Raw genomic sequence first — 21,154 nt, 5'->3', positions numbered from 1 at the left:
GCTGGCATTTTTATTGGCATCGTTACTCGCGCGCCAGCGCATCCACCGGATCCAGACGTGCTGCATTGCGTGCCGGCAACCAGCCAAACAAAACGCCGGTAAACGTTGAGCACAAAAAAGCAGTCAATATCGCAAGCGGCGAGAAACCAATTTCCCAGCCGGGTAAAAAAAGCTGCAAACTGAAGGCAATCAGCATCGACAACGCAATGCCCAACGCACCGCCCACCAGACACACCAGCACCGCTTCGATCAAAAACTGTTGCAGTACATCGCTTGCCCGCGCGCCAACCGCCATGCGGATACCAATTTCACGCGTACGTTCGGTTACCGACACCAGCATAATATTCATTACGCCAATACCGCCAACCACCAGCGAGATAACCGCCACCAGCGTCAGGAACATCTGTAGAGTACGTGTGGTCTTTTCAGCCGTTTTCAATACCCCGTCCATATTCCAGGTGAAGAAATCTTTCTTTCCATGGCGCAGCGTCAACAGACGTTCAATCTGCTGCTCGGCCAACGCGCTGTCATAGCCCTCTTTCACCCGCACGGTGATGGAGTTAAGCCAGGACTGTCCCATGATGCGCCCGGAAATAGTGGTATACGGGAGCCAGACGCGCAGGATTTTGCTGCTGCCGAACATCGATTGTTTCTCTTCGGCAACGCCAATGACCGTCGCAGGCATATTCCCGACCAAAATAACTTCACCGACGACGTTGGTTTTGTCAGGAAAAAGCTGCTTGCGCGAATTCTGATCCAGCACCACAACCTGCGCTCTGCCCGCCAGCTGTTCGGCATTAAAGGTTGCGCCTTCGCTGAAGGTCATTCCATAGACGTTAAAATAATCGCCGCTAACGCCATTCGCGCTGGCCGCCACGTCGATGTTGCCATAGCGCAGACGAAGATTTTGCGAAACGGCAGGCGTGGCGGAGTTAACCCACGGCTGCTTTTGAATCGCGGTTAAATCGTCATACTTCAGTGCCTGCTGATTCTGCGGCTCGTCATCGCCAAAATCTTTACCGGGATAAATATCAATCGTGTTGGTGCCAATCGCGCGGATGTCCGCCAGCACCAGCTGTTTGGCCGCGTCGCCGACCACCACAATCGAGACCACCGAAGCGATCCCGATAATAATCCCGAGCATGGTCAGCAGCGTACGCATCTTGTTCGCCGCCATCGCCAGCCATGCCATGGTGAGCGCCTCGCGAAACCCGCTGACAAACTGCCCCCATCCCGTTGGAGGAGGAAGCACCTCTTTATGCACCCCCGCGTGGGCTTTTTTAGCAGGCGGATTGCTCACCAGCTCGCCGTCATGAATTTCGATAATCCTTTCAGCCTGCGCCGCCACCGTAGGATCGTGGGTCACGATGATCACCGTGTGCCCCTGATCGCGCAGCTGGTGCAGGATAGCCATCACCTCTTCGCCAGAATGGCTATCCAGCGCGCCGGTGGGTTCATCGGCCAGAATCACCTGCCCTCCGTTCATCAGCGCGCGCGCGATACTCACACGCTGCTGCTGACCGCCAGAAAGCTGAGAAGGCTGATAATCCACGCGTTCGGCTAACCCCAGACGCGTCAACAGCGCCTTCGCTCGCTCAAGGCGTTTTTTCCGCTCAACCCCGGCGTACACTGCAGGTACTTCAACGTTTTGCGCAGCCGTCAGGTGCGAGAGCAAATGATAGCGCTGGAAGATAAAGCCGAAGTGTTCACGACGCAGCTTTGCGAGAGCATCGCTGTCCAGCGTCGAGATGTCGGTTCCTGCCACGCGATACGAGCCGCTGGTCGGTTTATCCAGGCAACCGAGAATGTTCATCAACGTGGATTTTCCGGAGCCAGACGCCCCGACGATGGCGACCATCTCGCCCGCTTCCACGCGAAGTGAAATACCTTTAAGCACCTCCACCGCGCCATCCCCGGAAGGATAACTACGACGGATATCATTCAGCTCCAGCAGCGCCGTCATTTAACGGCTCCCGGCAGGCTTTCGCTGGTCACGACCTCGTCGCCTTCTTCCAGCCCTTTCACAATCACCACGTCGGTGTCATTACGCTCACCAATCTCCACCTCGCGTTCGCGGGTTTCGCCAGTGCGTAACACCTTCACCTTATAGCGATTATTTCCCACCGACTCACCCAGCGCCGCCAGCGGCACGGTCAGGACATCCTTCACGCCGGTGAGCTGAATATGCACTTGCGCCGTCATGTCCAGACGCAGCACACCTTTCGGGTTAGGCACTTCGAAACGGGCATAGTAGAAAATGGCGTCGTTTACCTTTTCCGGCGTCGGCAGGATATCTTTTAATACCCCTTCGTAACGCGTTTGCGGATCCCCCAGCACCGTAAACCAGGCTTTTTGACCCGGTTTAAGATGAATCACGTCAGCTTCTGAAACCTGCGCTTTAACCAGCATGGTGCCCATATCCGCCAGCGTCAGGATGTTTGGTGCCTGCTGTGCGGCGATCACGGTCTGGCCCTGTAGCGTGGTGATTTGCGTTACTTCGCCTGCCATCGGTGCCACGATACGGGTGTAATCGAGGTTAGTTTTGGCGGTATCTAACGACGCCTGGTTGCGCTTAATCTGCGCGTCAATGGTGCCGATTTGCGCCTGTTTCACCGCAAGCTCGGTGGTGGCTGTATCCAGATCCTGACGAGAAACCGCCTGCGTTTTTGCCAGCGCCTGCTGACGCCCCAGCGTCACCTGCGCCAGATTACGTTCAGCTACCGCCTGGCTGCGCTGAGCACGCAGTTCCATCAGCGTGGCTTCCACTTCCCGGATTTGGTTTTCTGCCTGCTCAGGATCAATGACGCCCAAAAGCTGGCCTTTTTTGACCTTGTCTCCAATCTCGACCGAGAGGGTTTTCAACTGACCACTCACCTGCGCGCCTACGTCAACCTTGCGCAGCGCATCCAGCTTGCCCGTCGCGAGCACGTTTTGCTGCAATTCCCCCGGACGAACAATTAACGTTTGATACTGCGGGACCGGTGCATTGAGCACCTGCCACAGCCAGAATCCACCCACGAGCACGACAACTGCAAGCAGCAGATACAGCTTCCTGCGTTTTCCCTTGAGGTTCATAAATATTCCAAATAAATGTACAGGCAATTATAACCGTTGATTCTATCTAAACTCCCCTTCAACGAAACCCCTGTTTTTAGGCACACGAATACTTTAAGCAAATAGTCACTTCCTGTTGCCGCTCGAAATGCTCGACAGCCTGATCGCACAGGTCAAACAGGCCACACAAGACTAATCCGCTTTGCCGCGTGCCAGCCAGAGCACGCGGGAGAACATTTTACGCAACAGGGTCGGAATCGACTCAACGCCCCTTCTCCCCGCTTCCGCCGCCACTTCAATGGCCAGATCAGGTTTTGACGAGCGTTGTATCGCTTTGGTGATCACCCGTCGCATGTTCATTGGCACGTTAACCGGGATCATTGCCACACGATGAAAAACATCGGCAAAGCCCTGGCGATACATAAAATGTTCCATGTCCATGGCGGGCAATGTCGTGAGGTGTGACCGTTCCTCTTCCCCGTTATTATTCAGCAGGCCCCGCACTATGCTGGCATACTTTTTCCCGGCTTCATCCCCGTCCACCAGCACATGCCACTGGATCCCCATGCGACTGGCAAATTTAACCAGCGGTTTTAACCCCGACTGCGCAAACTCAATGACCTTGATCCCTTCCGCATCGAAATGGTGCCCGCACTGACGCGCCAGTTCGTTTATCACCCAGGTTTCCGTTTCGCCTTCCACCAGCAGCCAACAGCGGGCAAAGAGCGACGAGGCGCGGTTAAAGCGAATATGAAATGCGATCCGCCGACCATCTTCGGCGCTTAACCCACCGGGTCCAAGGCGGAATGCGGTGACGCGAGACGATTCGCGCACCAGCCGGCAAACGTGCTCGACGGGCGTCAGCGAGAGGAGTTCACCGGAGTTGGTGGTAGTGATGCGCTGGAGCGGCAGCAGGTTTAACAAATGCCAGGCAACGGAAAGCATAATGGGATGCAACCGCGTCTCAGGATCTTCCACCAGCAGCAGCGGGCGGGCATCTCTGTCCAACTGGACGTTGCCCTTAGCCTGTAGCAGCGTGGAGAAAAGTCCCAGTAGAATCACGCGATGCGCCCTGCCACCGGGTTTATCGATCATGCGGTTGATAATGTCCAGATAACGCCAGCTGCGTTGTTCATCATGCGAACGACGTCGCATCAGGCGATGGCGAGTTTGCGATGTGCCCTGCTCGGAAAAGTAATGTTCCAGCAATTGAACCATCGCCGACAGCCCCTGGCGGATTTGTCCGTCAGTGAGGTTTTGCGGGCGGGCCACCAGCTCACGCGCCAGATAATCCAGCTCCCGCGCCGTCACTTCGACTTCGGGCAAACGAGGGACCGTACCATTGCGGATCCGGCGCATAAATCGCGCATCACGCAGTCGTAGCACTGGCATCAATCGCACCAGATGGCGGGCTTGTTCATCGATGTCGCTGAGCGGAAGCGAATGACCGTTAGCATCCATAAACCCGCGCAGCGTCATGACGGTCTCATCTTCCGCCAGCTCGCCTTCCAGTCGATAGAAAATGCGCTGAAATCCGTCATCGCAAGGCACCCAGCAAGGTGAAAGTGGCCGGTAACGACGTACCCGATGGCGGCCGGGCTCGATTTCCCGAAAGGTCAGCACAATATGCAGGTGATGCTCGCGCCCGAGCATGTCGCCGGGCGGAAACCAAAAGTCCTCCCGCGCAAAGCAATACAAATCTGAATCTGGGGAAAGCAGCAGGGTCAGCGCATCCAGCAGGCTGGATTTACCCCAGGCGTTCTCACCAATCAGCACGTTGTTCTGTTCCAGCATCAGGGATAAACGGTTAATACCGCGAAACCCGACAACTTCCACACGTTCGAGAAACATAACTCCCCCGCCAAATGGTCACTTTTTCCTTTAAGTTATCAGAAGTATAGCTCTGGCTGGTTTTTCATAACAATCCTGACGGCTTCGTCACGTTATCACGGACTTTAAAATTCAGAATTTACCCGTAAGCTTTCATTTGATATAGCCTATTTATCGCAAGATACTACGCATCCCGAATTGGACTATGCTTTATTCTCACCCAATTCAAACAAGGATTAACATCACATTGCCTTAAATCAAATTTATCGAATTTATTTAGATGGCAAAGGGGTGTGGTTGCTTTTTAAAATAATGGCTCTTTGAGTCGTCATCCCTTTATGGCGGAAAGTAGCCCGTGCGCAGGAAAGCGCATGGACATTTAACGAGGTGGTTATGTTTAGAAAATTGGCAGCGGAATGTTTTGGTACATTCTGGTTAGTATTTGGTGGCTGCGGCAGCGCAGTATTGGCGGCTGGATTCCCGGAATTAGGAATTGGTTTTGCCGGCGTGGCGCTGGCATTTGGTTTAACGGTATTAACCATGGCCTATGCCGTGGGTCATATTTCCGGCGGACACTTTAACCCGGCGGTGACGTTAGGTCTGTGGGCAGGCGGCCGTTTCCCCGCCAAAGAGGTGATTGGCTATATTATTGCTCAGGTTGTCGGCGGGATTATTGCCGCAGCGGTGCTGTATGTTGTCGCCAGCGGTAAAGCAGGCTTTGACGCTGCCGCCAGCGGTTTTGCGTCGAACGGCTATGGTGAGCACTCACCGGGCGGCTTCTCAATGCTGTCTGCGATTGTTATCGAAATCGTTCTGACCGCAGGCTTCCTGATTGTTATCCACGGTGCAACGGATAAACGCGCTCCTGCTGGCTTCGCGCCCATCGCGATTGGCCTGGCGTTGACCCTGATCCACCTGATCAGCATTCCTGTGACCAATACCTCTGTCAACCCGGCACGTAGCACGGCGGTTGCTATCTTCCAGGGCGGCTGGGCGTTGCAGCAGCTGTGGTTATTCTGGGTGATGCCGATTGTCGGCGGTATCCTGGGCGGTGTGCTGTATCGCACCCTGCTGGAAAAACGCGATTAACGTAGTATGCACGCCGGGTAAGGCGAAGCCGCCCGGCTTTTTTGTTGCTTTACTGAATAGCCTTTATTGGGTAGTGTCTCTGGCGCTATTCAAATAATTAATAAAGGACCCGGCTGTTCATGTTTTCAGGACTCTTAATCATTCTGCTTCCACTGATTGTGGGCTATCTCATTCCTCTTCGCCATGCATCCGCATTACGACTTATCAATCGTTTTCTCAGCTGGATTGTTTACGTCATTCTGTTTTTCATGGGGATTAGCCTCGCGTTCCTGGATAACCTGGCAACCAATTTACTCTCCATACTCCATTATTCTGCTGTGACTATTGTGGTTATTTTACTGTGCAATATCGCCGCTCTCTTTTGGCTTGAAAGAACGCTGCCGTGGAAAAGCCATCACCAGCAGGAAAAACTACCCTCGCGAATTGCCATGGCGCTGGAATCATTAAAACTCTGCGGCGTGGTCGTTCTCGGCTTTGTTCTTGGGCTGACGGGCCTGGCATTTCTACAACACGCGACGGAAGCCAGCGAATATACGCTCATTTTCTTGTTGTTCCTGATTGGCATTCAGCTGCGCAATAACGGCATGACGCTGAAACAAATTGTCCTGAACCGACGCGGCATGATCGTCGCGGTGGTCGTGGTGGCAAGCTCAATGATTGGCGGCGTGATTAACGCCTTTATTCTGGATCTGCCGTTAAAAACCGGCCTGGCGATGGCCTCCGGCTTTGGCTGGTACTCTCTGTCAGGCATTTTGTTAACCGAGTCCTTCGGCCCGGTGATTGGCAGTGCGGCCTTCTTTAACGATTTGGGGCGCGAGCTGATCGCTATTATGTTAATCCCCGGTCTGGTGCGCCAGAGTCGCTCCACGGCACTTGGCCTGTGTGGCGCAACCTCGATGGACTTCACCTTGCCAGTGCTTCAGCGTTCCGGCGGTCTTGAACTGGTGCCCGCAGCCATCGTACACGGTTTTATTTTGAGCCTGCTGGTGCCGATTTTGATGGCATTCTTCTCCGCCTGATACCTCTATGGCGGTAGCCTGCTACCGCCAAAATTGCGCTAAATCAATCTCCCTCTACTTTGTAGAAGAAAGACCTTTTATACGCCCGTTCACAGGCATAACCTTAAACATGTATCTAAAATATAACTTTAACAGGTGTGATTATGTTTTGTGTGCAATGTGAACAAACCATCCGTACCCCAGCCGGTAATGGCTGCGCATACTCGCAGGGAATGTGCGGCAAAACCGCCGAAACCTCTGACCTGCAAGATTTGCTGATCGCCGCACTCCAGGGCCTGTCTGCCTGGGCTGTAAAAGCGCGCGAATACGGCATTATTGACCACTACATCGATAACTTCGCGCCGCGCGCGTTCTTCTCCACCCTGACCAACGTTAACTTCGATTCCCCGCGCATCGTGGGCTATGCCCGTGAAGCCATCACGCTGCGTGAAGCGCTGAAAGCCCAAAGTCTGAAGGTCGATGCAACCGCAGCGGTAGACAACCCAATGTCAGGCCTGCAACTGGTCAGTGACGATTTGGGCGACCTGCAACGTCAGGCCGCAGAATTCACCCCGAACAAAGATAAAGCAGAGATTGGCGAGAACATTCTCGGTCTGCGTCTGCTGTGCCTGTACGGTCTAAAAGGTGCAGCGGCCTATATGGAACACGCTCACGTTCTGGGTCAGTACGACAACAACATCTACGCCCAGTACCATAAAATCATGGCGTGGTTGGGGACCTGGCCTTCCGATATGAACGCCCTGTTGGAGTGTTCAATGGAAATTGGCCTGATGAACTTCAAAGTGATGAGTATTCTGGATGCCGGCGAAACCAGCACCTACGGCCACCCGACCCCTTCTCAGGTGAACGTGAAGGCGACGGCGGGTAAATGCATCCTGATTTCCGGTCACGACCTGAAAGATCTCTACAACCTGCTGCAACAAACCGAAGGGACCGGCGTTAACGTCTACACCCACGGTGAAATGCTGCCAGCACACGGTTATCCGGAACTGCGTAAATTCAAACACCTGGTCGGTAACTACGGCAGCGGCTGGCAGAACCAGCAGGTTGAATTCGCCCGCTTCCCTGGCCCTATCGTCATGACCTCTAACTGCATCATCGACCCGACCGTCGGTTCTTATGACGACCGTATCTGGACCCGCAGCATCGTCGGTTGGCCGGGCGTGAGCCACCTCGAAGGTGACGATTTTGCACCGGTTATCACCCAGGCGCAGCAGATGGCGGGCTTCCCGTTCAGCGAAATCGAGCACATGATCACCGTCGGCTTTGGTCGTGAAACCCTGCTGGGCGCGGCGGATTCGCTGATTGACCTGGTCAGCCGTGAAAAACTGCGCCACATCTTCCTCGTTGGCGGCTGTGACGGCGCTCGCGGCGAACGTAACTACTTCACCGATTTCGCCACCAGCGTGCCGCAGGACTGCCTGATCCTGACCCTGGCGTGCGGTAAGTACCGTTTCAACAAGCTGGACTTCGGGGATATCGAAGGCCTGCCGCGCCTGATCGATGCCGGTCAATGTAACGATGCCTACTCTGCCATCATCCTGGCCGTCACGCTGGCGGAGAAGCTGGGCTGCGGCGTGAACGATCTGCCGCTATCCCTGGTGCTTTCATGGTTCGAGCAGAAAGCGATTGTGATCCTGCTGACCCTGCTGTCTCTGGGCGTGACCAACATCGTGACTGGCCCAACGGCACCTGGCTTCCTGACGCCGGATCTGCTGGCAGTCCTGAACGAGAAATTTGGTCTGCGTTCTGTCACGACCGTAGAAGAAGACATGCAGCAGTTGCTGAGCGCGTAAGGAGCGATTCATGACTATGCCAACCTCACAATGTCCGTGGCGGATGCAGGTTCATCACATCCATCAGGAGACGCCGGATGTGTGGACGCTCTCACTGCTGTGTCACGACTTTTATCCGTACCGTGCCGGTCAGTATGCGCTGGTCAGCGTTCGCAATTCTACTGACACCCTGCGCGCCTACACCCTGTCATCCACACCGGGCGTGAGCGAGTACATCACGCTCACCATCCGTCGTATTGATGAGGGAGCGGGTTCACAGTGGCTGACGGGCGATGTGAAGCGCGGGGATTATCTCTGGCTGTCCGACGCGCAGGGTGATTTCACCTGTGATGACAAAACAGACGATAAATTCCTGCTGCTGGCGGCAGGCTGCGGCGTGACGCCTGTCATGTCGATGCGCCGCTGGTTGGCAAAAAACCGTCCGAAGGCCGACGTGCAGGTGATTTTCAGCGTGCGTTCACCGGAAGATGTGATTTTTGCTGACGAGTGGCGTAATTACCCGGTCACGCTGGTGGCCGAAAATAACGCCACCCACGGTTTTGTCCCGGGTCGTCTGAGCCGCGAGCTGCTACAGAGCGTACCGGATTTGACCTCTCGCACCGTGATGACCTGCGGCCCTGCGCCGTATATGGCTATCGTGGAAGAAGAAGTGAAAGCGCTTGGCGTGACGCGATTCTTTAAAGAGCAGTTCTTCACACCTGTCGCAGAAGCTGCCACCAGCGGAGTGAAGTTCACCAGGCTGCAACCGGCACAGACGTTCTTTGGCCGCGTGGGGACCACGCTGCTGGAAGCGCTGGAAAGCAATAACGTGCCGATAGTGGCTGCTTGTCGTGCAGGCGTATGCGGATGCTGTAAAACGAAGGTAGTGTCGGGCGACTATACCGTCAGCAGCACCATGACGCTGACGGATGCCGAAATTGCCGACGGTTACGTGCTGGCCTGCTCTTGCCATCCGCAGGGTGATTTGGTGCTGGCGTAATACCAAAAGCCCGGTGCATGCGAAATGCACCGGGCATATTTCATTTCCAGGCTGGGTCGCTGACCAACGAATAACGTCCTGCCCCTAAAAACACGACTGCCAGCGCACCGATGAAGAAGTACACCAGGCTTTCAATGGCCCATGCGCCTACCGCATCCAGCGCGAAGGTTTTGCCCGTTCCGACCATCAACCACGCGACGACCATGGTAAAGGCCAGCGCCAGCGCTGCCGGGCGAGTCAAAATACCCAGCACGATCAGAATCGGTGCCACCACTTCCCCAATCAATACGCCGTAGGCGATAAACCCCGGCAATCCTTTTGCCACCAGCATGCCGCTGATGCCTTCAACCCCACCAAATAACTTATGCAAACCATGAAATAACATCAGTCCACCGACGGCAAGACGCAGCAAAAGCTTGCCTAGATCGTCGCACGTTAGCTTTTTATTAACAGCAATTAACAATGATTTAACCATTTGAAATGATTCCTGTTTTCACTTGTAGTCACGTCAGAATATGATGAATTGTTACGCAATGAAAGCAACTATTAATCAGGGGGATTTATCAGGCATAACAGCCAGTTTCTTCTAAGCTTGTAAGCGATATCACAAAACGGAGAAGGACTACCATGAAACAGACCGTAGCCGCATACGTTGCAAAAACGCTCGAACAAGCGGGCGTAAAACGCATTTGGGGCGTGACCGGGGACTCTCTTAACGGGCTGAGCGATAGCCTCAACAAGATGAAAACCATCGAATGGATGCCGACCCGTCATGAAGAGGTCGCGGCCTTTGCCGCTGGCGCGGAAGCACAGCTGACGGGCGAACTGGCAGTCTGCGCGGGTTCCTGCGGTCCGGGCAACCTGCACCTGATTAACGGCCTGTTCGATTGCCATCGTAACCATGTTCCTGTGCTGGCGATCGCCGCGCACATTCCGTCGAGCGAAATCGGCAGCGGCTATTTTCAGGAGACGCATCCGCAGGAGCTGTTCCGTGAATGTAGCCACTACTGCGAGCTGGTCTCTACGCCAGAGCAAATCCCGCAGGTGATGGCGATTGCGATGCGCAAAGCGATCCTCAATCGCGGCGTCTCGGTCGTGGTCTTACCCGGCGATGTGGCGCTAAAAGCCGCGCCGGACGGTGCCAGCACCCACTGGTATCACGCTCCGCAGCCGGTGGTCATACCCGCGGAAGAAGAGCTTAAAAAACTGGCGCAACTGTTGCGCTACTCCAGCAATATCGCCCTGATGTGCGGCAGCGGCTGCGCGGGGGCACACAAAGAGCTGGTGGAATTCGCCGGAAAACTAAAAGCGCCGATTGTTCACGCTCTGCGCGGCAAAGAACATGTGGAATACGACAATCCGTATGATGTTGGCATGACCGGGCTGATCGGCTTTTCGTCCGGATTCCACACCATGATGAACGCCGACACGCTGGTGCTGCTCGGTACTCAATTCCCGTATCGCGCCTTCTACCCGACGGATGCGAAAATCATTCAGATCGATATCAACCCCGGCAGTATCGGCTCGCATAGCAAAGTCGATATGGCGCTCATCGGCGACATCAAAGCCACGCTCACCGCCCTGATCCCGCTTCTGGAAGAGAAAACCGATCGCAAGTTCCTTGATAAAGCGCTCGGTGACTATCGAGATGCACGTAAGGGCCTGGACGATCTCGCTAAGCCGAGCGACAAAGCCATTCACCCGCAGTATCTGGCGCAGCAAATCAGCCATTTTGCCGCCGACGATGCCATCTTTACCTGCGACGTGGGCACGCCAACCGTGTGGGCGGCGCGTTATCTGAAGATGAACGGCAAGCGCCGCCTGATTGGCTCCTTTAACCACGGTTCGATGGCAAATGCCATGCCGCAGGCATTGGGGGCAAAAGCTACCGTGCCGGAGCGTCAGGTGGTGGCGATGTGCGGCGACGGCGGGTTCAGCATGCTGATGGGTGATTTCCTGTCGGTGGTGCAAATGAAGCTGCCTGTCAAAATTGTGGTATTCAACAACAGCGTGCTGGGCTTTGTGGCGATGGAGATGAAAGCCGGAGGCTACCTGACGGACGGCACCGAACTCCATGACACTAACTTTGCCAAAATTGCCGAGGCCTGCGGCATCACCGGAATTCGCGTGGAGAAATCCTCAGACGTGGATGAAGCGCTACAGCGCGCCTTCTCCATCGATGGTCCGGTGCTGGTGGATGTGGTGGTGGCCAAAGACGAGCTGGCGATCCCGCCGCAGATCAAGCTGGAGCAGGCCAAGGGCTTTAGCCTGTATATGCTGCGCGCCATTATCAGCGGTCGCGGTGACGAAGTGATGGAACTGGCAAAAACCAACTGGCTCAGGTAAAAATATCCTTTTAAAGTCATACGCAAAACCATTCGCGTCGCATCAAGGCGGCAAGCCTGAAAATCCCCGGGAGCATAGATAACTATGTGACTGGGGTTTGAGGGCGCAGCCAACGCCGGGGCGGCGTGAAGGGTGAAGCGTATAAGGATATGACATGATTGATTTACGTAGTGATACCGTCACCCGTCCGAGTCGCGCCATGCTTGATGAGATGATGGCCGCCCCGGTTGGGGACGACGTGTATGGCGATGACCCTACCGTTAACGAACTCCAGCGCTACGCCGCTGAACTCAGCGGTAAAGAAGCCGCCCTGTTCTTGCCTACCGGCACCCAGGCAAACCTGGTGGCGCTGCTGAGCCACTGCGAGCGCGGCGAAGAGTATATCGTCGGCCAGGGCGCGCATAATTACCTGTACGAAGCAGGTGGCGCAGCGGTGTTGGGCAGCATCCAGCCGCAACCTATCGATGCTGCGTCCGACGGTTCCCTGCCGCTGGACAAAGTCGCCGCCAAAATCAAAGCCGACGATATTCACTTTGCCCGCACCAAACTGCTGAGTCTGGAAAATACTCATAATGGTAAAGTCCTGCCGCGCGAATATCTTAAAGCCGCGTGGGAATTCACCCGCGAACGCCATCTTGGGCTGCACGTCGACGGCGCGCGTATTTTTAACGCCGTAGTGGAATATGGCTGCGAACTGAAAGCGATCACGCAATATTGCGACTCGTTCACTATTTGCCTCTCTAAAGGGCTGGGTACACCGGTCGGTTCTCTGCTGGTGGGAAAAGCGGATTACATCAAACGTGCGAATCGCTGGCGCAAAATGACCGGCGGCGGTATGCGTCAGGCTGGAATTCTGGCAGCAGCCGGTCTGTATGCACTCAAAAATAACGTTCAACGCCTGAAAGACGATCACGACAACGCCGCGTGGATGGCGACTCAGCTGCGCGAAATCGGCGCTGACGTGATGCGACACGACACCAACATGCTGTTCGTTCGCGTCGGGGAAGAAAACGCCGCGGCGCTTGGCGAGTTTATGCAATCCCGTGGTGTGCTGATAAATGCTTCCCCGATTGTGCGTCTGGTGATGCACCTCGACGTGAACCGCGAACAGCTTGCTGACGTCGTGAAACACTGGCAGGCCTTTTTACAGCGCTAAGGAGCACACCGTGTCGCAACGAATTCTGGTATTGGGAGCCAGTGGCTATATCGGCCAACATCTGACGTCCACCCTAAGCGAGCAAGGACATCAGGTGCTGGCGGCGGCACGCAGCGTGGAGCGCTTGCAAAAGCAAAACCTGCCTGGCGTGACCTGTCACGTTGTCGATCTCAACTGGCCGAAGGAACTTCCTTCGCTGCTGGAAGGCGTCGACACGCTGTACTATCTGGTGCACAGCATGGGTGAAGGCGGTGACTTCATCGCCCACGAACGTCAGGTGGCGATGAACGTGCGTGATGCTCTGCTGCAAACGCCCGTCAAGCAGGTGATTTTTTTAAGCTCGTTGCAGGCACCCGAAAGCGAACAGTCTGACCATCTGCGCGCCCGCCAGTTGACGGCGGAAACCCTACGTGGCGCGAATATTCCGCTAACCGAGCTGCGCGCGGGCATTATTGTCGGAGCCGGCTCTGCGGCCTTCGAAGTGATGCGCGATATGGTCTACAACCTGCCGATCCTCACGCCGCCCCGCTGGGTGCGTTCGCGCACGACACCGATTGCACTGGAGAATCTGCTGCACTATCTGGTGGAATTATTAAATCATCCGAGCGAACAGCATCGGGTGCTCGAAGCCGCCGGGCCAGAAGTGTTGAGCTATCAGGAACAGTTTGAGCATTTTATGCAGGTCAGCGGTCGTCATCGTCTGCTGATCCCCATTCCCTTGCCGACAAGCTGGATCTCGGTGTGGTTTTTGAACGTCATCACTTCCGTACCATCGACCACGGCAAAAGCGCTGATTCAGGGATTAAAACACGATCTGCTGGCGGACGATCGCGAGCTACGCGCGCTTATCCCACAAGATCTGATCCGTTTTGACGACGCGGTGCGCAACACGCTTAAAGAGGAAGAGAAGCTGGTGAACTCCAGCGACTGGGGCTATGACGCCCAGGCGTTTGCCCGCTGGCGTCCGGAGTATGGCTATTTTGCGAAGCAGGCGGGTTATACCGTGAAGACCACCGCGAGCCTGTCAGCCTTGTGGGATGTGGTGAACCAGATAGGTGGCAAAGAGCGCTATTTCTTCGGCAATATTCTGTGGCAGACGCGTGGCAAAATGGACCTGCTGGTGGGACATCGGCTGGCGAAAGGCCGTCCTGCTCATCCTTATCTTCAGGTTGGCGATACGGTGGACAGCTGGAAGGTCATCATCGTTGAGCCAGAAAAACAGCTGGCGCTACTGTTTGGCATGAAAGCGCCAGGACTGGGGCGGCTTTGCTTTACCCTCAAAGATAAGGGCGATCGCCGCGAACTCGACGTGCGCGCATGGTGGCACCCACACGGTATGCCCGGATTATTCTACTGGCTGTTTATGATCCCCGCGCATCTGTTTATCTTCCGAGGAATGGCAAAGCGTATTGCGCATCTTGCAGAACAAATGACAGAAAAAGTCTAAATAAAACTCTTATTCTTTAACCTTTCCCATTGCAACGTGGCGTAATTCACGGAAGAATGCGCACGAAATTCTTTTCAACACAGTGGATTGATATGAAGGTACTGGTTACCGGCGCCACCAGCGGCTTAGGCCGAAACGCGGTCGAATTTCTGCGCAATAAGGGCATTAGCGTCAGAGCTACTGGTCGCAATGAAGCGATGGGTAAACTGCTGCAAAAGATGGGCGCAGAGTTCGTCCATGCCGATCTGACCGAGCTGGTCTCTTCTCAGGCAAAGGTGATGCTCGCCGGAATCGATACGCTGTGGCACTGCTCCAGCTTTACCTCTCCGTGGGGCACGCAGGAAGCGTTTGACCTCGCGAACGTTCGCGCCACCCGCCGTCTCGGCGAATGGTCCGTGGCCTGGGGCGTGCGTAATTTTATTCATATCTCTTCACCGTCGCTCTATTTTGACTACCACCACCATCGCGATATTCAGGAAGATTTCCGTCCTGCGCGGTTCGCCTGCGAGTTTGCCCGCAGTAAAGCCGCCAGCGAGGAAGTTATCGACCTGCTGGCACAATCAAACCCGCATACGCGTTTCACCGTGCTTCGCCCGCAAAGCCTGTTTGGACCGCACGATAAAGTGTTTATCCCGCGTCTGGCACATATGATGCATCATTATGGCAGCGTACTTCTGCCGCGCGGCGGCGATGCGCTGGTGGATATGACCTATTACGAAAACGCCATTCACGCCATGTGGCTGGCAAGCCAGAGCGAGTGCGACCATCTGGTCTCGGGTCGGGCGTACAACATCACCAACGGCGAGCCACGCACGCTGCGCAGTATTGTACAAAGGCTGATCGACGAGCTGAATATCGACTGTCGCATTCGTTCAGTACCTTATCCGATGCTGGACATGATTGCCCGCAGCATGGAGCGTCTGGGAAACAAATCAGCCAAAGAGCCTGCTCTGACCCACTATGGCGTATCGAAGCTGAACTTTGACTTTACGCTGGATATCGCGCGCGCGGAGAACGAACTGGGCTATAAGCCCGTCGTGACGCTGGATGATGGGATTGTGCAGACGGCAGCGTGGCTGCGGGATCACGGGAAATTGCCTCGCTAATCAATGTGGTGCGGCGTGATGCACAGTGAAGAAACTAAAACGGCAACCTTTCGGTTGCCGTTGCTTTTATTACAGTGCTGACCAGGCGTCTGCCCATGCCAGACCTGCACCCGGTTCGTAGTAAGCCGGGGCGTTGTTACACCAGCCACTGAACGGGAACGGTTTACACTGGAACAGTTTACCGTGGTTATTCACGATATCACCCGCGTTGTACTTGCTGTTAGCGCTCCAGCCAGGATAAGCACCTGAGGTGCCTTCATCCTGAGATGGGGTCGCCGCTTTCGCTTTCACGTTCAACAGGTAAGACGTGGTGCTGCTCAGCTCACCATCGCTTGCGGTCAGGCTGACTTCGTACTGCTGCGCTGTTGCAGACTCTGGTGCGGTGAAAGTCACAACCGCTTTGTCCTGACCGGTCACAGTCTGGCCGTCCTGGGAGCGCCAGGTGTAGGTCAGTTTGTTACCATCTGCGTCAGTGGAACCCTCTGCGCTCAGGGAAACCTGCGCACCGGCGTCAACCGCACCAATCGGGCCTGCGATATGTGCGACAGGCGCATGGTTCACCACGGCTGGAGTCTCGTCCGGCGTTGGTGCCGGTGTTTCATCTTCAGCTGGCGTTGGTGTGACCGGGGTTTCGTCCGGTGTGGTAGCAGAGCCGTCGTCGTTAATGATGTTCACGTTATAGAACTTCTTAACACAGTTGGTGTAATCACCTTCTTTAAACGCACTAAATGGCGTCTGGTAACCGACTAACTGGCAAGAGTAAGTCTTACCGTCCGGAGTGTCAGCACTCCATCCCCAATCCTGTTCCCAGTAGATTTTCAGCGCGCCTGAGCCACCTTCATCGAACTGTTTCATGTTGGCACAGCCCAAAACTTCATTAGCCGGTACAGGTACCTTCAAGTAGTTAGCGAATTCTTTGTAGTACTTGATACGGTTTTCAGACTGCGCAATTTCAGTCGGGCCGCCGCACTCTACGCCACCGTTGATGATCTGGGTGGTCACGCCAAAGCCAGGAACAAGATTGTTGGCCTTGTCATGGTCGTTTGGCTGCCACGTGCCGTCGATAACCTGCAGCATGCTTGGTTTAGGCGGCTGCGGATACGCGAAGAAGAAGATGGCGCTCGCCAGGTTCAGCCAGGTATCAGCCACCAGCTCAGGTTTGTCCAGCAGGGTACGAACGGTGCCGAACATCGCTTCGGAGAACGGGCCGTAGTTGTAGTTGTACGACAGCTGTTTAGCACCGCGACCAAAGTAGCTTACGAAGTCGCCGTCTTTGTCTTTGCCGCATGGCCAGGTCTGGCCCTGCCAGATGTCAGGGTTACATTCGCCGTTATAGCCGCCTTTCTGACCTTCGCTCCAGCCCATTTCACGCACATGGACCAGCGCCTGACGCCATTCGGCTTCTGGACGCCAGCTTTCGTGACCACCGGTTTCCTGAGCAAAGTGGGCAAACATGGTTGCCAGCTCTTTACGGCAAATCGCATCACTGTCGCGACCGTCGTTGTAGGTCTTGCACAGTGCCGGGAACTTACCAACGGCCTTCAGGAAGTTGCTATAGGTATAAGACTGAGCACGCATCGGGAACAGATATTCCCAGTCGCTGGCCTTCACAAGCCCTTCGACGCGCTTAACGTTGTCCGGGTTCGCCGCGCGGCCTGGCTCGATAAGTTCAACCTGCGCGTTATCCAGCGTACGGATGGTATCCTTTACGGAAGCCATCAGCGGGAAGTTAGTCAGCTCATGCTCTTTCTTCGCCAGGTCGCTGGCTTTCATGGTATAAGGTTCGCTGCTGGTTGCCTGCAGCGTAACGGCCTGAGCCATAAACGGTGCAATGCATGCCCCCGCCACGAGAACGCTCAGTAATGTCCTTTTAGTCATTTCAATATAATCCTGTATTTAAGCAACAATGATTTGTGCAATCCCGGCTTATGTATTACTCCATTAATAAATAAACCTGAGAGTGCGGTTCTTTATATTTTTTGAAGAACACCACCCGGCACTCTTCAAAAAATAAAAATTAATACTCTTTCGTTCGCTCTGATTTTATCTCTTGATATTTTTTCCAGACCTTACGGGCATAAATCATTCGCTGAGGATAATTCTCTCTTTTCAACCCTGCGTTATATGCACCGACGGCTTCCCAGTTATACCCGTAAACTTTTATCATATTCGACAAGATTGATGCCCCCACCATAATGGAAGTACAAGGTTCAGCAATAAGTCGGTACTCATCGATCCCCTGGCGCTGTAGCTCGCTAAAATGCGTACTGTTAATTTGCATTAAACCGACATCTCTTGAACCATCGTGGTTCCAGCCCACGGCGTACGGGTTCATACCAGATTCCACTTTTGCAATCGCGAATAACAAATACGGATCGACATGATAATAATGTGCCGCTTTATCCCAGCAGTTTGCAAACACGCTTTGACTGAAGATGATCAATAGTAATATAAAGCGTTTCATTTCTTTACCTGCTTATTTAATTATGCCTCCACTCCTTGCGCACACATATAAATTTTAAGTTGTTGACCACACCCGAAGCGGGGTGTGGTCAACGTATTGTGGGGTGATATCAGTCCCACAATTTCAGGTTGCGAAGATTATTTACAGTCGGAAGACGCGCCTTCTTTCACCCATACATCGCTATTCGCTGGGTTATCACCACGGGTCCACCATTTAGCACGGTATACAGAACCGTTATAGGTAGTGGTTTCACCACCGTTATAAACCACGTCAGAACGCCAGTTCATTTTCACCTGGCTGACCAGTTCCCACGCATCTACGTTGAAACCTGGTTTATTGCCCTGAGTCCAGTACTTCGCTTTCCACACCAGGTTGTCACTGCTGACGGTATCGCCAGTGTTGTAAACCTTGTTAGCAGACCATGCAGCAAATTTGCTGGCATTAGCATCAACCGGGGCGTCACAGCTCGCGGAAGCTGAGCCATCAGCCGGTGGTGTTACTTCATCAGCCGGTGGCGTTACTTCATCAGCAGGCGGTGTCACTTCATCAGCAGGCGGTGTCACTTCATCAGCCGGAGGCGTCATGTCTGCTGGTTTTGGCGTTACCACAACCTGCACGTTGGACTGAACGCTGGTTTTGCCATCGCTGACCACAACGCTCAGCGTGTAGCTAGACTCAGAAGCCACTTCCGGTGCAGTAATATTCACGTTCGCGGTGTTAGTACCGGTAGCGTGCATATCCGCTGGAACGCTCCAGGAGTAGGTCAGTGCATCACCGTCTGGATCCACCGCCTGTGCATGCAGAGCATAAGTTTCACCCGCCTGCAGAGTGACAGTTTCCATCTGGTTTACAACCGGCGCCTGATTGGCTTTAGGTGCTTTATTGACAACCTGTACGTCTACGGAATTACTCAAGCCTTTTGCATCGGTCACGGTCAGGCGGAATACCGACGCCTGGTTGGCGGTCACGGCTGCCACGTTGAAGGAGGCTTTTGCTTTAGTGCTATTAGCAATAGTCACCGTTGGGCCAGAAATCTGGGTCCATTTGTAAGTGATGGTATCGCCATCCGGATCGGTTGATGCCGAGCCGTCCAGGCTAACGCTAGCTGGACCGGTTACGGTCTGATCGACAGCCGTTGCGATCGGTGCATGGTTGGTCACGACCGGATCAACCGGTGCAGAGCCGCCCATCAGGCTTTCGTTCATCGCATTCAGGATATCGCCGTTATCGGAATCGATAGACCATGCAAAGAGACCGCCCAGGTTATTAGACAGCACATACTTACCTTTTGCGGTAGTAGAACGCGCGTCTTCATAAGAGATCAGGTCACCGGTGGATTTGTTGAACACATAAGGCGCTTCAGCTGCTGCATCGTAACCGGATTCCCAGCCTGGCTTACCTTTGTATTCATCCACGATCTGACGGTAGTCAACTACGCCTGGTTCCCAGGTGCCTTTCACCATGCCCATTGCCGTACCGGTGAATGGATTGTCACCAGTGTAGCCGTGAACGCCGGTCCAGCCGCGGCCATACATGCCCGCGCCCACAACGATCTTACCAGGTTGAACACCCTGCTCCAGCAGCGCGTTCACGCCGTTTTCGGTGGTGTAGTTGGTGTCTGGTTTCCAGGATGCCCCACGCAGCGCAGCCTGGTGGCCCAGCTCGGTATTGCTCCAGCCGCCGAAGAAGTCATAGCTCATCAGGAAGATGTGGTCGAGATCGCGTTGCGCCGTGGTGTAATCCACGTCTTCAATTTTATCTTTGCCGGCACCAATGGCGCTGGTCAGTTCATAAGTACGACCGGTCTGTGCAGACAGTTCGTTCAGCATGACACGCAGATCGTGGATCACTGCGGTATAGGTGGCTTTATCCTGCTGCGGATTGCCCAAGGTTTCCGTCACACCGCCGCCGCCAGGGAATTCCCAGTCGATATCCACGCCGTCGAAGAATTTCCAGGTTTGCAGGAACTCTTTAACAGAGGAGACAAAACGTGCGCGGATTGCAGCATCGCCCATATGATAGAACGGATCGGACAACGTCCAGCCGCCGATGGATGGCAGTACCTTCAGGTCCGGATGCGCTTTTTTCAACGCCATCAGCTGACCAAAGTTACCCTTGTACGGGTCGTCCCAGCCAGAAACGCCAGCCTGTGGCTTTTGCAGTGCAGCCCACGGATCGTGGATTGCCACGGTGAAATCAGGGCGGCCCTTACAGTCGCGCTGGAGAACTTCGAAGCTGTTACCGCCTTCAACGGTTTTCAGACCATCGTTGATGCCATCGCCGCCGCAGATTGGAATGAAGCCATACAGAATATGGTTAAGGTTTGCTGCCGGGATTTTGTCTACCGGGAAGTTACGGCCATATACGCCCCATTCAGGGAAATAGGCTGCAACCACTTTGTCGGTGTGCTTAGCTAAGGTTTTGTTGTTTTCCTGCATCGCCGCATTCAGCGGCAGCAGGTGGCTACCGTCGGTATCAGCAACAATCACCAGCTTGCTGGCGCTTTTGGCACAGCCGCTGGTGTTACAGACTTCAACCTGTTCCTGATAGCGTCCGCCCTTCTTCACCTTAAAGGTTGCAGAGCCAGCGGCGCTGCCTGCACCAGACCACACGGTCTGACCATCCAGCAGCACTTTAGCTGAGGTAGGCGCATCACCGCTCCAGACGTTCCACTCAACTTTCACATCCACGCCGTCGTTATGGACTTTGACGAGGCTGTTATAATCTTGCGCAGCCTGATCCACTTCAACCAGAGCAAATTTGTCATTGCCATAGCCGATAGTAGGTGCACCTGGCGCGCCTGCGAATGCAGAGCTGGTTACTGCCGCAACAAAAAGCGCCAGATATTTAGGCTTCATAAATTTCATT

Annotated in this window: 15 protein-coding genes; 8 read left to right on the top strand and 7 right to left on the bottom strand. The window is 54.5% G+C overall.

The annotated features are described in order from the left end of the window. Positions 1 to 22: 22 nt before the first annotated feature. The 3 genes from macB to AC6EMZ_RS03325 form a co-directional block, all read right to left on the bottom strand. On the bottom strand, positions 23 to 1,963 hold the full coding sequence (gene macB / locus AC6EMZ_RS03335; protein WP_498400959.1) for a macrolide ABC transporter ATP-binding protein/permease MacB: 1,941 nt from the start codon (positions 1,961 to 1,963) through the stop codon (positions 23 to 25). Further along, entirely contained in the window at positions 1,960 to 3,075 is a 1,116-nt protein-coding gene (macA, locus tag AC6EMZ_RS03330; RefSeq protein WP_498400957.1) for a macrolide transporter subunit MacA, read from the bottom strand. The genes macB and macA overlap by 4 nt, the downstream gene beginning before the upstream one ends. A gap of 171 nt (positions 3,076 to 3,246) precedes the next feature. Continuing rightward, positions 3,247 to 4,905: an ATP-dependent endonuclease gene (locus AC6EMZ_RS03325; protein WP_498400956.1), complete on the bottom strand. Its 1,659-nt coding sequence runs from the start codon at positions 4,903 to 4,905 to the stop codon at positions 3,247 to 3,249. A 372-nt stretch (positions 4,906 to 5,277) separates the two neighbouring features. Between AC6EMZ_RS03325 and aqpZ the strand changes: the two genes are divergently transcribed. From aqpZ to hcr, 4 genes are all read left to right on the top strand, one after another. Next, on the top strand, positions 5,278 to 5,973 hold the full coding sequence (gene aqpZ, locus AC6EMZ_RS03320; protein ID WP_498400955.1) for an aquaporin Z: 696 nt from the start codon (positions 5,278 to 5,280) through the stop codon (positions 5,971 to 5,973). A 119-nt stretch (positions 5,974 to 6,092) separates the two neighbouring features. Next, entirely contained in the window at positions 6,093 to 6,992 is a 900-nt protein-coding gene (locus AC6EMZ_RS03315) for a LysO family transporter (RefSeq protein ID WP_498400954.1), read from the top strand. A gap of 143 nt (positions 6,993 to 7,135) precedes the next feature. Beyond that, entirely contained in the window at positions 7,136 to 8,788 is a 1,653-nt protein-coding gene (hcp, locus tag AC6EMZ_RS03310; RefSeq protein ID WP_498400953.1) for a hydroxylamine reductase, read from the top strand. 10 nt (positions 8,789 to 8,798) lie between these two features. Beyond that, entirely contained in the window at positions 8,799 to 9,767 is a 969-nt protein-coding gene (hcr, locus tag AC6EMZ_RS03305) for an NADH oxidoreductase (RefSeq protein ID WP_498400952.1), read from the top strand. A gap of 40 nt (positions 9,768 to 9,807) precedes the next feature. Here the strand turns inward: hcr and AC6EMZ_RS03300 are convergent, their stop codons facing one another. Beyond that, the gene (locus AC6EMZ_RS03300; protein ID WP_498400951.1) at positions 9,808 to 10,242 is read right to left on the bottom strand and encodes a DoxX family protein; all 435 of its coding nucleotides are present in this window, start codon (positions 10,240 to 10,242) and stop codon (positions 9,808 to 9,810) included. A gap of 152 nt (positions 10,243 to 10,394) precedes the next feature. Between AC6EMZ_RS03300 and poxB the strand changes: the two genes are divergently transcribed. From poxB to AC6EMZ_RS03280, 4 genes are all read left to right on the top strand, one after another. Further along, positions 10,395 to 12,113 (top strand): ubiquinone-dependent pyruvate dehydrogenase, encoded by a 1,719-nt coding sequence (gene poxB, locus AC6EMZ_RS03295; protein ID WP_498400950.1) that lies wholly within the window; start codon positions 10,395 to 10,397, stop codon positions 12,111 to 12,113. A gap of 154 nt (positions 12,114 to 12,267) precedes the next feature. Then, a complete protein-coding gene (gene ltaE, locus AC6EMZ_RS03290) occupies positions 12,268 to 13,269 on the top strand; it encodes a low-specificity L-threonine aldolase (RefSeq protein ID WP_498400949.1) in 1,002 nt (333 codons plus the stop codon). A gap of 10 nt (positions 13,270 to 13,279) precedes the next feature. After that, on the top strand, positions 13,280 to 14,716 hold the full coding sequence (locus tag AC6EMZ_RS03285) for an SDR family oxidoreductase (protein ID WP_498400948.1): 1,437 nt from the start codon (positions 13,280 to 13,282) through the stop codon (positions 14,714 to 14,716). 92 nt (positions 14,717 to 14,808) lie between these two features. After that, positions 14,809 to 15,822 (top strand): 3-beta-hydroxysteroid dehydrogenase, encoded by a 1,014-nt coding sequence (locus AC6EMZ_RS03280; protein WP_498400947.1) that lies wholly within the window; start codon positions 14,809 to 14,811, stop codon positions 15,820 to 15,822. A gap of 69 nt (positions 15,823 to 15,891) precedes the next feature. On the opposite strand, the gene AC6EMZ_RS03275 is transcribed toward AC6EMZ_RS03280, so the two are convergent. The 3 genes from AC6EMZ_RS03275 to AC6EMZ_RS03265 form a co-directional block, all read right to left on the bottom strand. Continuing rightward, positions 15,892 to 17,700: a glycoside hydrolase family 19 protein gene (locus tag AC6EMZ_RS03275; RefSeq protein WP_498400946.1), complete on the bottom strand. Its 1,809-nt coding sequence runs from the start codon at positions 17,698 to 17,700 to the stop codon at positions 15,892 to 15,894. A 139-nt stretch (positions 17,701 to 17,839) separates the two neighbouring features. After that, a complete protein-coding gene (gene iagB / locus AC6EMZ_RS03270) occupies positions 17,840 to 18,286 on the bottom strand; it encodes a type III secretion system invasion protein IagB (protein ID WP_498400945.1) in 447 nt (148 codons plus the stop codon). Between the two features lie 137 nt (positions 18,287 to 18,423). After that, positions 18,424 to 21,153 carry a glycosyl hydrolase family 18 protein gene (locus AC6EMZ_RS03265; protein WP_498400944.1) on the bottom strand — a complete coding sequence of 910 codons (2,730 nt, stop codon included), beginning with the start codon at positions 21,151 to 21,153 and terminating at the stop codon, positions 18,424 to 18,426. Position 21,154: the final 1 nt, after the last annotated feature.

This window comes from Enterobacter sp. SCRI0065 (genome assembly GCF_059766475.1).
Note: the sequence above shows the minus strand (reverse complement) of the source record. Positions and strands in the feature narration are given on the sequence as shown.

What these genes read in the sequence shown, in the direction of transcription:
- AC6EMZ_RS03315 (WP_498400954.1), top strand. Translation starts at nt 6,093, where the DNA reads ATGTTTTCAGGACTCTTAATCATTCTGCTTCCACTGATTGTGGGCTAT.
- iagB (WP_498400945.1), bottom strand. Translation starts at nt 18,286, where the DNA reads ATGAAACGCTTTATATTACTATTGATCATCTTCAGTCAAAGCGTGTTT.
- hcp (WP_498400953.1), top strand. Translation starts at nt 7,136, where the DNA reads ATGTTTTGTGTGCAATGTGAACAAACCATCCGTACCCCAGCCGGTAAT.
- ltaE (WP_498400949.1), top strand. Translation starts at nt 12,268, where the DNA reads ATGATTGATTTACGTAGTGATACCGTCACCCGTCCGAGTCGCGCCATG.
- AC6EMZ_RS03275 (WP_498400946.1), bottom strand. Translation starts at nt 17,700, where the DNA reads ATGACTAAAAGGACATTACTGAGCGTTCTCGTGGCGGGGGCATGCATT.
- aqpZ (WP_498400955.1), top strand. Translation starts at nt 5,278, where the DNA reads ATGTTTAGAAAATTGGCAGCGGAATGTTTTGGTACATTCTGGTTAGTA.
- AC6EMZ_RS03265 (WP_498400944.1), bottom strand. Translation starts at nt 21,153, where the DNA reads ATGAAATTTATGAAGCCTAAATATCTGGCGCTTTTTGTTGCGGCAGTA.
- poxB (WP_498400950.1), top strand. Translation starts at nt 10,395, where the DNA reads ATGAAACAGACCGTAGCCGCATACGTTGCAAAAACGCTCGAACAAGCG.
- AC6EMZ_RS03325 (WP_498400956.1), bottom strand. Translation starts at nt 4,905, where the DNA reads ATGTTTCTCGAACGTGTGGAAGTTGTCGGGTTTCGCGGTATTAACCGT.
- hcr (WP_498400952.1), top strand. Translation starts at nt 8,799, where the DNA reads ATGACTATGCCAACCTCACAATGTCCGTGGCGGATGCAGGTTCATCAC.
- macB (WP_498400959.1), bottom strand. Translation starts at nt 1,963, where the DNA reads ATGACGGCGCTGCTGGAGCTGAATGATATCCGTCGTAGTTATCCTTCC.
- AC6EMZ_RS03280 (WP_498400947.1), top strand. Translation starts at nt 14,809, where the DNA reads ATGAAGGTACTGGTTACCGGCGCCACCAGCGGCTTAGGCCGAAACGCG.
- macA (WP_498400957.1), bottom strand. Translation starts at nt 3,075, where the DNA reads ATGAACCTCAAGGGAAAACGCAGGAAGCTGTATCTGCTGCTTGCAGTT.
- AC6EMZ_RS03300 (WP_498400951.1), bottom strand. Translation starts at nt 10,242, where the DNA reads ATGGTTAAATCATTGTTAATTGCTGTTAATAAAAAGCTAACGTGCGAC.